Origin of the sequence: Trichococcus sp. ES5, assembly GCF_900067165.1 — a bacterium.
GTDB lineage: Bacteria > Bacillota > Bacilli > Lactobacillales > Aerococcaceae > Trichococcus > Trichococcus flocculiformis.
This window is the reverse complement of sequence record NZ_FJND01000003.1, coordinates 97863-111201: the sequence shown is the minus strand read 5'-3', so window position 1 is coordinate 111201 and position 13339 is coordinate 97863. Positions and strand designations below refer to the sequence as shown.

The 13339-nt window shown below is 46.7% G+C and carries 13 protein-coding genes; all 13 read right to left on the bottom strand.

Annotated features, from left to right (window positions below; genetic code table 11):
* Positions 1–14: 14 nt before the first annotated feature.
* Positions 15–794 (bottom strand): YlmH family RNA-binding protein, encoded by a 780-nt coding sequence (locus TES5_RS04055; protein WP_068560052.1) that lies wholly within the window; start codon positions 792–794, stop codon positions 15–17.
* Positions 795–833: 39 nt separating this feature from the next.
* Positions 834–1121: a YggT family protein gene (locus TES5_RS04050; protein ID WP_068560049.1), complete on the bottom strand. Its 288-nt coding sequence runs from the start codon at positions 1119–1121 to the stop codon at positions 834–836.
* A gap of 12 nt (positions 1122–1133) precedes the next feature.
* A complete protein-coding gene (locus tag TES5_RS04045) occupies positions 1134–1607 on the bottom strand; it encodes a cell division protein SepF (protein WP_068560042.1) in 474 nt (157 codons plus the stop codon).
* A 23-nt stretch (positions 1608–1630) separates the two neighbouring features.
* Positions 1631–2314, bottom strand: a complete 684-nt coding sequence (locus tag TES5_RS04040; protein WP_068560040.1) for a YggS family pyridoxal phosphate-dependent enzyme — start codon at positions 2312–2314, stop codon at positions 1631–1633.
* A gap of 2 nt (positions 2315–2316) precedes the next feature.
* On the bottom strand, positions 2317–3606 hold the full coding sequence (gene ftsZ / locus TES5_RS04035) for a cell division protein FtsZ (protein WP_068560038.1): 1290 nt from the start codon (positions 3604–3606) through the stop codon (positions 2317–2319).
* A 45-nt stretch (positions 3607–3651) separates the two neighbouring features.
* Positions 3652–4968 carry a cell division protein FtsA gene (ftsA, locus tag TES5_RS04030; RefSeq protein WP_068560031.1) on the bottom strand — a complete coding sequence of 439 codons (1317 nt, stop codon included), beginning with the start codon at positions 4966–4968 and terminating at the stop codon, positions 3652–3654.
* 266 nt (positions 4969–5234) lie between these two features.
* Positions 5235–6179 carry a cell division protein FtsQ/DivIB gene (locus TES5_RS04025; RefSeq protein ID WP_068560029.1) on the bottom strand — a complete coding sequence of 315 codons (945 nt, stop codon included), beginning with the start codon at positions 6177–6179 and terminating at the stop codon, positions 5235–5237.
* 18 nt (positions 6180–6197) lie between these two features.
* On the bottom strand, positions 6198–7298 hold the full coding sequence (murG, locus tag TES5_RS04020; RefSeq protein ID WP_068560027.1) for an undecaprenyldiphospho-muramoylpentapeptide beta-N-acetylglucosaminyltransferase: 1101 nt from the start codon (positions 7296–7298) through the stop codon (positions 6198–6200).
* 15 nt (positions 7299–7313) lie between these two features.
* The gene (gene murD, locus TES5_RS04015; protein ID WP_068560025.1) at positions 7314–8702 is read right to left on the bottom strand and encodes a UDP-N-acetylmuramoyl-L-alanine--D-glutamate ligase; all 1389 of its coding nucleotides are present in this window, start codon (positions 8700–8702) and stop codon (positions 7314–7316) included.
* An 18-nt stretch (positions 8703–8720) separates the two neighbouring features.
* Entirely contained in the window at positions 8721–9686 is a 966-nt protein-coding gene (gene mraY, locus TES5_RS04010) for a phospho-N-acetylmuramoyl-pentapeptide-transferase (protein WP_068560023.1), read from the bottom strand.
* A 65-nt stretch (positions 9687–9751) separates the two neighbouring features.
* The gene (locus TES5_RS04005; protein ID WP_068560022.1) at positions 9752–11911 is read right to left on the bottom strand and encodes a penicillin-binding protein; all 2160 of its coding nucleotides are present in this window, start codon (positions 11909–11911) and stop codon (positions 9752–9754) included.
* On the bottom strand, positions 11908–12288 hold the full coding sequence (locus TES5_RS04000; protein ID WP_068560021.1) for a cell division protein FtsL: 381 nt from the start codon (positions 12286–12288) through the stop codon (positions 11908–11910). Before TES5_RS04000 ends, TES5_RS04005 begins: the two co-directional genes overlap by 4 nt.
* Before the next feature lie 95 nt (positions 12289–12383).
* Complete coding sequence (gene rsmH, locus TES5_RS03995) at positions 12384–13334, bottom strand: 16S rRNA (cytosine(1402)-N(4))-methyltransferase RsmH (protein ID WP_068560020.1); 951 nt, start codon at positions 13332–13334, stop codon at positions 12384–12386.
* Positions 13335–13339: the final 5 nt, after the last annotated feature.

Sequence of the window (13339 nt, the reverse complement as noted above, 5' to 3'; positions counted from 1 at the left end):
CGTTCTTGTCATTCTTATTTGTACAATACGCCAAATTCGACGCGCCATTTGTCTTTCTTGGATTTCCCTTCTATGGCCTTAATCTGGATCCGGCCATAACCGCGGATGGACACGATATCCAACAGTCCCAATTCAAAATCGGGACGTTCAAATACCGACCAGTTCAACTTTACTTTCCCACTGCTCACCAGTTCTTTTGCGCGTTGCCTGGATATGTTGTAGATGGCAGCAATCACAGTATCCAAGCGCAGAGAACTGACAGTATCATGCACAATCGTCCAATCATCGATAGGCATGATCAGATCAGTATACGTCCGACTCTCTAGGCGGACACTGACCTTGCCTATCTTGGTGATTTGCGAATGCACGTAGCTTGCTATATTCGACGCCAATAAAAACTGCCAGCGCGTCCCGTCAGACAGGATATCCCCGAAAAGTTCCCTTTTCATGCCAGTCCCGATCAGCGTCCCCAGTATTTTCCCATGGGTAAGACTGGCAAATTTTGAAGGATACACAACCTCAGTAAGTTCGATTTCAAAGTCGCTTTGATTCGGACTGAAATACTCGGGGCAAATGATTGCCCGTTTACGTTCGGCTGCTTCATATCCTCCATAAAATTGGAGATGGACTTCACCTTTTTTTCCAACCAGCATTTCAAGAATATACTGCTGTCTTGGATCCAAGAAATCCGTCAAATACGGTGTATAGGTTTCCTCTGCTTGCGTAATCCAAGATTGGGCACTATCTATAAATGGCTGCTCTTCCTTGCGGAAATGTTGATAAACTTCTTGCATACGAATCCCTCACTTTTTCGTTTGATGAAAAAATGTCCGTCAATTCAGCAATCTGATCAGGAACAGAATCACGACTTGTGCTCCATACTCCACCAAATTCAGGAATAGGATCCCCGCCACTACACTGAAGCTCACCATACCCACAGATGGGATCAATCTTCTGAATATATCCAGGTAAGGCTCCACAATACTGGAGATAAAGTACCCAAATTTGGAACTTCTGGCTCCCGGTAACCAACTCATCAATGCATATACCAGCAATACCGTTGAATACGCGGATATGCCCCAACGAATAATCTGTAAAAGCCAAATCAATATTTGTGTCATTTTGCTTCCTTTCTAGTAAAACGAACGCTCTTCTTCAAGTGTTTCGGCCAGTGCGCCTTCGACTCCGACTGAAGCAGGGGTGCATAAAAAGATTTCATCACCAACGCGTTGGATTTCTCCCCCGATCGCATATACCGTTCCGGTGAGAAAGTCCACGATCCGCTTTGCTTGTTCCGCATCTATCCTTTTGAAATTAAGCAGTACAGCTTGATTCTTCAACAGATTATCGGCTATCTTTTCCACTTCGGAATAGACTCTCGGCTCCACAACATGGATACTTGCCTTTTCGGTCATTGTTTGTTGATTCATAGGAATTACCTTTGCTTTCGTCGATCTCTTTTGGGTGCTCCTTTGAGATGGGGCCCCTTCTTCATTGCGCTCGGACCTACGGACTGGAACGACAGTCGATGGTTCATCTACTTCCTCGTATCCGTCATCCTCGTCTTCAATTACAAAGTACTTTCGGAATAAATCTTTCAGACCCATAAGACCCCTCACTTCTTCTTCGTCTATGCTTCTGTTTCAGCAAAGAATGCCGATCCGACACGTACGAAGGTCGCACCTTCGGCAATCGCTATCGGATAATCCTGGCTCATGCCCATGCTCGTTTCCGTACAGGGGGCGTAAGCCAAGTTCAACGCCGCTACTTGCTCTTGTATTATTGTTAGATCCTTGAAACATCGGCGCAACTCCACGTCTGTTGCATCAATGGGTGCCATCGTCATCAAGCCGACAACAGTGATATTTGGGAAGCCCTCCAGACTCTTGATGAAAGGTATTGCCTCGGATGCGGAAAGCCCATGTTTCGAGCTTTCCCCTGTAACATTGACCTGCACGAAGCAAGAAACAGGCTTTTCCGCCCGCTCATTGATTTCCTTTGCCAATGACATGCGATCCAATGCGTGGAAGTAGGCGATACGATTGATCACCTGCTTCACTTTCCTTGTCTGTAAAGTACCGATATAATGCCAGTAGATGTCTTCTTGTGGAAGAGCTGTCTGCTTTTCGATCAGACCTTCAGGGCGATTTTCTGCAAAATGACGGTAGCCCAAGCGATATAGTTCTTCCACTTGCTCTACAGGTTTTGTCTTCGTGACGGCGACAACCGTCACTTCCTCGCGTTTGCGTCCGGCTGTAAGGCAGGCTGCTTCCACAGTTGACTCAACTTTCCGGCAATTTTGTTCAATAGTCATACTTATCTGCGTCTCTTGCGGAAGAAAGGTGGTGTGTCCAATGAATCCTCTCCACCATTTCTGTCTTCTTTATTTTCGTGATAACGTGGATAATTATCTTCTGTTTGTTTCACAGAGTATTCTTCTGGCTCAGGCTGGGCCGATTTTGGCGCCTGTTCCCTCACGCTTGTGTCTCTACGGATATCCCAATCGCCGAATAGATCTTTGGCTGGTTTTTCTTCTGCTCTTTCAGTCGGGAGTTGTTTTTCTGGGTATGAAACAGGTGTGTTCCCTACTTCTTTACGTCCCTTAAAAGCACTTCCTCCGCGATTAGCGGTTTTTTTTTCATCTTTTTTTTTGTCGTCGATTCCTGTAGCGATTACGGTAACAATAACTTCATCGCCTAAGTTTTCGTTGATGGATGTACCGAAGATGATATTGACTTCAGATGTTGAAGCTTGTGCTACGATATCACTCGCGTCTTGCGCTTCGAACAACGTCAAGTCCGAACCACCCGTGATGTTCAACAGGATCTGTTCAGCGCCATCGATGGAAACTTCCAACAATGGTGAAGAAATGGCTTTTTTGGTTGCTTCAGCCGTACGGTTTTCGCCGGAGGCGATACCGATACCCATCAAGGCAGAACCTTGATCTTTCATGACTGTTTTCACATCAGCGAAGTCCAAGTTGACGTATCCTGGAGCTGTGATCAGGTCAGAGATCCCTTGAACCCCTTGGCGCAAGACATTATCTGCTTCACGGAAGGCTTCCAGCATAGGAGTCTTTTTGTCCACGATTTCCAATAGGCGATTGTTTGAGATGATGACCAATGTATCAACGTTCGCTTTTAATTCAGCGATTCCTTCGGCTGCATAACGGCCTCTTTTCGGACCTTCAAAAGTGAATGGACGCGTTACAACACCGACAGTCAGTGCGCCCAGGTCCTTCGCGATTCTGGCTACGATAGGAGCTGCACCCGTACCGGTACCGCCACCCATTCCGCATGTGACAAAAATCATATCTGCTCCAGCCAAGGCTTCAGAAATTTGTTGTTCGCTCTCTTCAGCAGCTTTGCGGCCTACTTCAGGAATCGAGCCTGCACCCAACCCTTTCGTCAATTTAGGTCCGAGTTGGATTCTTGTTTCCGCTCTTGATGCATTTAAGGCTTGCGTATCTGTGTTGGCGACGATGAATTCCACACCTTGTACGCCTTCTTCGATCATACGGTTTACGGCATTGCTACCCGCCCCACCGACACCGATAACTTTAATTTTTGCTCCATCATTCATGCTTGAATCGAATTCCAATTCCATTTCATTTCCTCCTATTTCATACCATTCATTTTATATACAGCGTGATTATTCAAATAAATTGTTGAACCAACGTTTTAATTTTCCGACTAAACTTTCTTCGTAATTTTCCTCATCGGCATAAGTCTCCGTTTCATAGACAGGTTCTTCTATGACTGCCGGTTGTTTCACAGTTTTGGACTGCAAAGGGATCACTTTGCCTGTCGCCTGTACTTTTCCTTTGGCGACACGGTAAATATCATCCAACCCAGCTACATACTTGATCAGGCCGATGCTCGTTGCATAGATCGGATTGCGCATCCCCATCTGTTCTGGGATATACAGCTTGACGTTGATTTCGAAGATTTCTTTCGCCAGATCGACGACGCCCGGTAATGCCGCTGCGCCCCCGGTCAGAATGATACCACCTGGAAGATCGCGTGCTTCCACTTTATCCAAGGCACGTTTGATGTTTTCAAAAATCTGCACAAAACGCGCTTCGATGATTTCGGACAGATATCTTTCATCGACTTTTACTGGTTCTTCTTTACCGATTGTTTCGACAGGGAAAAATTCCTCATCGGACGTATCTTCGGAAATGGCATATCCGTATTCGCGTTTTACGCGCTCCGCATTTTCCAGTGTCGTGTTCAAAATGATGGAAATGTCCTTCGTCACAAGGTCGCCACCCTCGGGATCAACAAATGCAAATTTCAATTGATCGTCGTGCATGACAGAGGCACTTGTTTGGCCGCCACCCATGTCGATAAGAATGGTCCCGAAATCCCGCTCGCCTTTGTTCATGGCTACGCTTGAAATGGCCAATGGCTGTACGACCATATCTTCGATTTGAAGACCAGCTTTCTCTACACAACGTTTGATGTTATGGATGATTGTTTTTGGACCTGTGATCATGCTTGCGTACAATTCAAGACGTACGCCAATCATGCCTCTCGGATCTCTGATACCATCGAATCCATCTACGATGAACTCTTCAGGGATGACGGAAATGATTTCTCTCTCGGGCGGAACAGAACGGACTTTTGCAGCAGCGAAGACGTTCTGGACATCCTTATCTGTGATTTCCTTGTTTTCGCTTGCGACTGCATACATTCCGTGGCAAGGTTCGATACTGATTTGGTTGCTTGGTATGCCTACGATGACGTTTGATATCTGAATGTTCGCTTTTCTTTCAGCTTGACTGACTGCACTGCGGATCGATTCGACCGTTTCATCGATATCAACGATGACGCCACGGCTAAGGCCTTTGGAAATTTCATTCCCGACTCCAATAATGTTCATTTGATCTTTCACATATTCTGCGACTACAACTTTTATTGAAGTGGTTCCAATATCTAGACTGACGTATATTCCTGAATTCTTCATGGTTTTATTGAAACCTCCGTTTGACATAATGGCTTGTGTAAACATCCGCATTGTTCCGAAAAAAACTATCGGTTACTTATACGCGATGACAGAAAGCTATACCTCTTCATTTTATCATAATAATTCTTCATTTACGAAGATTTTTACAAATAATTCTGTCAGATAGCAGTTTGGCAAAAGTTTGGCAAAAGTTATTCAATCCCTCAACAATGATCGCAATCATTGTTCAAGGATTGACTGCAAGTCAATCCTGATCTCTTTTCCACTCATTCGGATGGAATGGCGGAATCTGCCGAAGCAGATGCATCCTCTTCTGTTGTTTGCGTGAAGGGTGTAAAGTAGACGCCCACTTCTAGATCGATGGTCCCTTTCGTCTCTCCCAATTGGCTTACGATGTCAGGATAGTACAAGATTTTCTCAGCGAAGGATGGCAAGCTCGCCTTCACCTCATTACCATCGTTCATATATACCGTGATTGTGTATGGATTTTCTTCCGTTCCGGTATATTTGATTTCCGAGATGCTGTTCTGGACACTGTCCGTCAACTGCATATATTGTTCGAGCAGGTCCTCCAGATTCTGATTCATTTCAAAGCTTGTGATGATCGGGTTATTCCCGATCGGAACCTTCAATTCCGTGTCCGCCACAGTGCCGTTCTCCATGACATTATAATAGCTGCCGCCCGAATAAACATAGGCAATGGTTTCGTGTTCCGTCACATGGATCGTGACATCGTTCATGCCGCGCAACGTCACTTCCGCTGTTTTGACTTGGGACAAAGTATTAGTGATGTAAGCATCGATCTTTTCGTCATTCCAGACGACTCCCAAGGCGGTCAGTTTCCCGGTGATGTGGCTGGCATCGATGATGCTTTGTTCCGGAACATCTTCGGCCCCTTCCACATAGATGTCCTTGACTTTCCCGTAGGGGGAGATCAGAAAACCGCTGAGGACCAACCCAACCGAGAAAATACCGTACCATCCAAAGTACCTTTGACGTTTGTCTGTTCCAGTGGCTTCGGGAAGGTGTTTACTTTTTTTTATTTTCGCTTTTTTTTCTCCCGACAAATGCTTCCTGCCGGATTTTTTTGAAGTCTTTTGCTTTTTCTCAGCTTTGTTTTGCTTTTCCAACCCAGCAGTTGCACGCTGCCAGGGAGTCCTTTCCGACGAACCCTTACTCTTCAGCTTCTGCCGGATTTTTTTGAAAGCCATCTGGCCTCCCTCCCTTTCTCAATTCTTCAAAGCCAGGATGACATCGATGATGCGGTCTGATGCATCTGTTATACCCATCTGTTTGGCTTGAAGAGCCATTTCTTTGCGTACCGTTTCATTGATCATCAGCTTATCGATAGCTTCAAACAAGGATTGTGCCAAAAGGTCTTTCTCGAGGATCATTTCTGCAGCCCCATTTTTCACTAGGCTTTCGGCATTTTTTTGCTGATGGTTGTTTGTGACATAAGGGCTCGGAATCAGAATGCTCGGCAAACCCAAAGCCATCACTTCCGTCAACGTGGTTGCGCCGCTGCGCGATACAATCAAGTCGGTACGCTTGAATAATTTCGGCATATCATGGATGTACGGCACAATCCGGACATTGTCCAATCGATCCGTCAGTGCGCTGATTTCTTGCTCCACTGCATTGAAGTGGACGTCTCCGGTAGCCAGCAGCACTTGATATGGTTTGTCTTTGAAGAGCGGATAGGCCACTACGAAAGATTCATTCAGTTTCTTGGCTCCCCGGCTACCTCCAAAAATCAAAACGGTCGGAACGCCTTCCTTCAATCCGTATTCCTTCAGGTCGGCACACTCTTTCAAGGAGGCTACTTCCTGCGCTCGGGGATTCCCCGTGAACACAATTTTATCCGGATAGGCGGAGAAGTCACTACGGGCATCCTCAAAACAAATGCAGATGCGGTCCACAACCCGGCTCAAAAATTTATTTGTGACTCCTGCGACTGAATTTTGCTCATGGATGATGGTCGGTATGCCCAGTTTGGAGGCTGCATAGAGGACAGGCGCGCAAACATAACCACCCGTCCCGATGACGACATCCGGTTGGAAGGCCTTGATGATTTTCTTCGAGTCCGAAATGCTCTTGATCATCAGGTAGACCGTCTTCAGGTTCTGAAGCGATAAACTCCGGCGCAGTCCTTGGATCTTGACGGATTTAAAGGCCACACCAGCTTTCGGTACGATTGTGCTTTCCAAACCGCGGTCCGTCCCTACGTAAAGGAATTCACTGTCCGGATATTTTTCTTTGATTCGGTTCATCAGGGCTAACGCCGGGTAGATGTGCCCGCCCGTTCCCCCGCCGGATAATACTATTTTCATAAGCGTACAGGTTCTCTAGAAAGAACCCTCCTCCTCACTCGTGGCTTTGACCAAGGAATGGACAGCATCCGTGAATGTTTTACCGCGCACTTCAAAATTTTTGTACTGATCCCAGCTCGCGCAGGCCGGAGACAACAGGACCGTGTCCCCTTCTTCGCTGTACTGATAGCTGATCGGAACGGCAGTGGCAACATTATCAGTCACCACGATTTCTTCGATGCCGGCTTTTTCGCCTGCGTCCTTCAATTTCTCGGCAGTCTCCCCGAAGACAATCAAAGTCTTCACGTTTTCAAGAAAGGGAATGAGTTCATCGAAGGTATTCCCCCGGTCCAATCCGCCTGCCAGCAAGACAACCGGAGTCCGGAAGCTGCTTAGGGCTGTTTTGGTTGCAAGGATATTCGTTGCTTTCGAATCATTGTAGAACTTTCTTCCGTTCAGTTCGGCTACGAATTGGATCCGGTGCTCGACGCCGTAAAAGAAATGGAAAGCTGAAATGATGGCCTCATTGGCTACACCTGATAGTTTCGCTACAGCGATTGCGGCCAAAGCGTTTTCGATGTTGTGCTCACCCGGAACCCTCAAATCAGAAATAGCCATCACTTTTTCGCCCTTAAAATACAGAGAACCTTCTGATGCATAGGCGCCATCTTCGAGAACCTGTGTGCGGGAAAAAGGAACGATTTGCGCTTTTGAGAGTTGGGACATCTCACGCAGTTCTTCTTGATCCCAATTCAAAACAAGATAATCATCCGCGGTTTGATTCTCGGTTATGCGCCACTTCGCTTTGACGTATTCCTTGCGGTCCCCATGATAATCCAGATGGGCTTCCGTGATATTCGTGATGACTGCGATGGCAGGCCGCATCGCTTCGATACCCATCAATTGGAAGCTCGACAGCTCCATCACGACATCATCGTCTGCAGTTGCCACACGCGCCACTGCCGATGCAGGCACGCCGATATTGCCGGCTTTGTAGGCTTTCCCTATTTTTCTGCCTGCATTCAAAAGATCCGTGATCATTGTCGTGGTAGTGGTTTTTCCGTTCGTTCCGGTCACACCGATCAGTCGGCCTTCGAGAATTTCTGCTGCCAGTTCGACCTCCGTCAGCACAGGAATTCCCAATTCAAGAGCACGTTTAACCATCGGATTGTTGTAAGGGATGCCCGGATTCTTGACCATGAACGAGAAAGATTCATCCAACAGCTCAATCGGATGGGATCCAGCAATCACTTTGATGCCGGATGAAATCAACTCCTTCGCATCCGGATTGTCGTTCAATTCCTTTGCGTCATTGACTGTGACCATTGCGCCGAGTTCCAGGAGCAGTTTGGCCGCATTCATCCCGCTGAGCGCCAAGCCCAGCACCAATACTTTTTTGTTTTCGAATCGATTATTTGTTTTCATGTCTTTTTCTCCTTTCGCTTAGACAAGCAGCCACAAGGCTAAGATTGCAGAAACCAGACCGACAGCCCAGAAAGTCAGGACGACGCGCCATTCGCTCCACCCGCTCATTTCGAAATGATGATGGATCGGTGACATTTTGAAGATGCGTTTGCCCCGCAATTTGAAGGACCCTACCTGCAGCATGACGCTGGCCGTTTCGATGACGAAAACAAGGCCGATCAGCAACAAGGACCATTCCAGATGCAACGCCAGCGAAACGACGGCGAGTCCTGCACCCAATGCCAACGAGCCGACGTCGCCCATAAAGATCTTAGCTGGTTTTTTATTGAAAAAGAAGAAACCGATCAGGCCGCCCACGATCGCAATGCAAAACAGCAATACTTCCAATTGTCCTTGGCGGTATGCCAATATGCCGTACGCAGTATAGGCGATGCCTGCTGTGCCGGCAACCAATCCGTCCAATCCATCGGTCAGATTCACAGCGTTCGAAAAACCCGTGATCCAGATGATCGTAAATACAGCGAACACCAACCAGTTGTGGATCTGTCCAAAGAATGGGATCGTGATCAAAGGATCCGAACCCGACAAGAAGAACAGTGCGACGAAGACGAAGGATCCCACCAATTGCGAAATGAACTTCTGCTTGGAAGTCAGCCCTTCGTTTTGTTTTTTGAATATTTTCAGGAAATCATCCAAAAAGCCGATTGCTGCAAAAAACAACAGCACAAAAAGCAACATAGCCAGTTTTACGGTGAGGACATCCTTCCAGATTGCTGTCCCGATAACGGTAAGGATCGCAGCTATTATGAAGACGACCCCTCCCATCGTCGGTGTGCCGCTTTTGACTTGATGCCATTTCGGGCCTTCTTCCCTTGTGATCTGTCCGAATTGTTTCACTTTAAAATAGCCGATGAAAATTGGCATCATGCTGATTGTAATGGCAAAGCTGATCGATAAAGGCAACAGCATTTCTGTCCAATGCATATGATTTCCTCCTAATAGGTGCTTAACTTTTTTTGATTGATTTTGTGAGTGTTGCTTCTGAACGCTTACTCCAGAATGATCTGGACTTCAGTAGCAGCGTTCAGGATGGAACCCGTCTCCAGGCTCTGGAATACGACATAGCCTTCGCCTTCAAAAGTGAAGTTGATGCCTGCGATTTCTGCTACTTTCAGGACATCATCTTTTGACCACCCGTAGACGTCAGGCATCGTCATCGCACCTTCCGTCATGAGGATCGTCTTCTGGTTCGTGATTGTCTGTGTCCCGGCGTATGGGTATTGTTGGACGATCCGGCTACCGCTGCCGATGATTGCTGTATCATTGTAGCCGACAGCAGTCAGGGCCGCCAAAGCCTCATCTTTGGACAAATTTGTCACTTCCGGCATCGAGGCTTGATTGACGTCCCCGGTGATTTCTGTATTCAGGTTGTCATATTCGATTGCCCTTGTCATGAATGGGTTGAATATTTCCGACAGATACTTTGAGCCATTCAGACTGTCCAAGTTTGCAGGCCGTTTCATTGTCAAATACAGGATGTAGCTGGGATCATCCGCCGGAGCGAATCCGACTACCGAGTAAAGATAATTGGAATAGCCAGTGTAATATCCGCCTGTTTTGGAATTCACCACTTCCGCCGTACCGGTTTTGGCAGCGATCTCTGTACCCTCGATCTGGTACGCTTGACCGGATCCATTCTCGTTGTAGACGACTTCTTTCAGATAGGTCAGCACCGTCTGGGCGGTTTCCGCCGTAATCGGAGATCCCACTTCATGCGGGTCGATAGCGGTGACCTCCCCCGTATTCGGATCTTCCGTTCGATCCAGGTAGTTCAGTTTCATCATGGTGCCTTCATTTGCGATTGACGTAAAAGCCTGCATCAATTGGAAAGGCGTAACGGTTACCCCTTGTCCGAATGCCGTATTCGCCTTTTCCAATGGATACGTATAGCTATAATTCCCCGTTGCTTCATTTTCAAGTCCCGAATCGGTCGATTGGCCGATGCCGAAAGCTTTCATATAGGATTCCCAAACGTCGTAACCCATCGCTTGCACCAGCTTTACGAAAGCCACGTTACTCGAGCGGGATAATCCTTCAAGATAGGTGATATTGCCCCAACCTTCCTTATTGTAATCACGGATGGTGCCGCCTTCCACTTCCACGCTTCCGGAAGTATAGGTCGCAAAAGGACTGAATACACCCTCGTTCACAGCTGCCGCCAAAGTCAAAATTTTGAAAGTGGAACCCGGTTCATAGGTATCCTCGACCAACAGATTCTGCCATTGCGCATCTATGCCTTCTTTGGTGGTAGCGTTGAAGGTGGGTCGTTGAGAAGCCGCAAGTATGGCGCCGGTTTCCGGATCGACCAACATAGCTGTCATCGACTCCGGATCAGCTTCTGCATACACTTGCGACATCAGGCTTTCCAGATAGATCTGCAAGCGACTGTCCAGCGTCAGATAAAGATTATCGCCTTCAACAGGTTCCTTTTCCTGAATCTGAGTGCCTGGAATCAGGTAGCCATTGGAGTCTTCTTGATAGGTGACTTCACCATCACTGCCGTCCAAATCATCATCGTACAGGGATTCGATCCCCATCATCCCAACCAGTTTCTTTTCTTCGTTTGTATCTGCTTCTTCCTCGCTGGCTGAACTTTGCGCAAAGCCGACGAGATGGGAAGCAAAAATCCCATTCGGATAAAGCCTGGAAGGTGTTTCCTCGAACGTGATCCCCGGAAGGTTTTCCGCTTCAATGCTGGATTTTGTAGCATAGTTCAGGTTAGTCCCTGCGCTTCCGAATTCGACCTGCTTCAGATCGGCTTGGTTCAGGATAGTCAGAATCTCGCTTTCGCTCATGCTGATGTATTGTGCCAGAACTTCAGCTGTTTTTTCCTTGTCGACGATATGGTTCGGATTTTCCGTATCCTCACTCCATTCATCGGTCAAAACCGCCACCAACGAATAAGAAGTAGCATCCAAGGCAATAGGATTACCACCTATGTCATAGATGGTACCTCTTTTTGCGGCAAGGATACTACTTCTGGTATATAAGTTATTAACATGCTCGCTTAGATTCTCGCCATTTACCTTCTTGGTGATCATGATCATAGAAAAACGAAAAATAAATACAAGAAATAGTAAACCTGTCAACCCAACCATGATACGAGTCATTTTTTTTCGGTTTTTTTGAGGATTAGCTGTTTTTTTCATCGCGTAACATTCCTAACGTTTGCTTCATTCATTTCCAGACCAAGTTCTTTCGCTATCTCAATGATGCGGTCATATCTTGAAAGTTCCTGGACTTCCTGTTCCAAATTTTGATTTTCCAGACTGATCGCAACGCTATCATTTTGTAAGTCCTGCAACGCTCTATTCTGATTGGAGAGGGTCACTTGTGTAGCCAGAGACAACAATACTACGATCAAAGCACTTAACAAAGTGATGGTGATGGCAAATTTTTCAATTTTTATATATTTATCTCTAACGGCTCTATAGCCTTTCGGATCAGGCTGGCCTTTTCTAGGTTCTGTCAATTCTTTTGGCAGCTTCGGTTCTGCAATCGCCGCCCTATATTCAGGTAATGCCACTTAATCCTCTCCTCCCCCGCAGTCAATTATACAGTTACTGCACAATTGACTGGTTCCGACTGATGATCTTTCGTTACAGAGCTGATGCGCTCCTGTTACTTCTTGATTCTTTCGATGATACGCAATTTTGCACTTTGGGAGCGTGAATTTTCACTCAATTCCGCTTCATTGGGCAGGATTGGTTTTCGACTGATCAGCTTGTAGTCCGCTTCATATTCCTCGGGAAGAATAGGCAGCAAAGGTAATGTATCCTCTTTCGAGCTGGCTTCTTTGAAAAGGACTTTAACGATCCGGTCCTCCAAGGATTGGAAGGAAATGACGCTCATGCGTCCTCCGACGTCCAACATTTTCAAGCCATCTTCTATCGAATCTTCAATAGCGGACAATTCATCATTGACGGCGATTCGCAAAGCTTGAAAAATGCGTTTGGCCGGGTGCCCACCCTTTCTTCTGGCAGGCGCAGGGATGCAGTCTTTGATGATTTCGACCAATTCGCCGGTCGTCTCGATCGGTTGGGTTTCTCTGATTTTTTCTATTTTGCGGGCAATCTGTTTTGAGAATTTTTCTTCGCCATAACGATAAAAAATCTTCACTAATTCACCAAAAGGCCACTCATTCACAATGACGCGGGCCGTCAATTCCTGTTCTTGGTCCATACGCATATCGAGTGGGGCATCATAGCGGTAACTGAACCCTCTTTCAGCTTGGTCCAATTGCGGGGAAGACACTCCCAAATCGTACAGGATGCCGTCTAAGCCATAAACACCAAGGGTTTCCAGTTCTTCTTTGATATTCCGAAAATTAGCCTTGATGAGTGTCACCATGCCTTTTTCGATATAAGTCGCCAACATCGCTTCAGCATTTTCGATAGCGATCCGGTCTTGGTCAAAGGCATACAGATGCCCATTTTCGTTTAGTTTTGATAAAATCACACTGCTGTGTCCGGCACCACCTAAAGTGCAATCGACATAGACGCCATCTGGTTTGATGTTCAAACCATCGATGGACTCGTTTAACAACACGCTATAATGTTCAAATTTTTCCATTTTTG

Coding starts and splice junctions, on each gene's coding strand:
- TES5_RS04045 (WP_068560042.1), bottom strand. CDS start 1,607: ATGGGTCTGAAAGATTTATTCCGAAAGTACTTTGTAATTGAAGACGAG.
- ftsA (WP_068560031.1), bottom strand. CDS start 4,968: ATGAAGAATTCAGGAATATACGTCAGTCTAGATATTGGAACCACTTCA.
- TES5_RS04040 (WP_068560040.1), bottom strand. CDS start 2,314: ATGACTATTGAACAAAATTGCCGGAAAGTTGAGTCAACTGTGGAAGCA.
- ftsZ (WP_068560038.1), bottom strand. CDS start 3,606: ATGGAATTGGAATTCGATTCAAGCATGAATGATGGAGCAAAAATTAAA.
- rsmH (WP_068560020.1), bottom strand. CDS start 13,334: ATGGAAAAATTTGAACATTATAGCGTGTTGTTAAACGAGTCCATCGAT.
- TES5_RS04025 (WP_068560029.1), bottom strand. CDS start 6,179: ATGGCTTTCAAAAAAATCCGGCAGAAGCTGAAGAGTAAGGGTTCGTCG.
- mraY (WP_068560023.1), bottom strand. CDS start 9,686: ATGCATTGGACAGAAATGCTGTTGCCTTTATCGATCAGCTTTGCCATT.
- TES5_RS04050 (WP_068560049.1), bottom strand. CDS start 1,121: ATGACACAAATATTGATTTGGCTTTTACAGATTATTCGTTGGGGCATA.
- murG (WP_068560027.1), bottom strand. CDS start 7,298: ATGAAAATAGTATTATCCGGCGGGGGAACGGGCGGGCACATCTACCCG.
- murD (WP_068560025.1), bottom strand. CDS start 8,702: ATGAAAACAAATAATCGATTCGAAAACAAAAAAGTATTGGTGCTGGGC.
- TES5_RS04005 (WP_068560022.1), bottom strand. CDS start 11,911: ATGAAAAAAACAGCTAATCCTCAAAAAAACCGAAAAAAAATGACTCGT.
- TES5_RS04055 (WP_068560052.1), bottom strand. CDS start 794: ATGCAAGAAGTTTATCAACATTTCCGCAAGGAAGAGCAGCCATTTATA.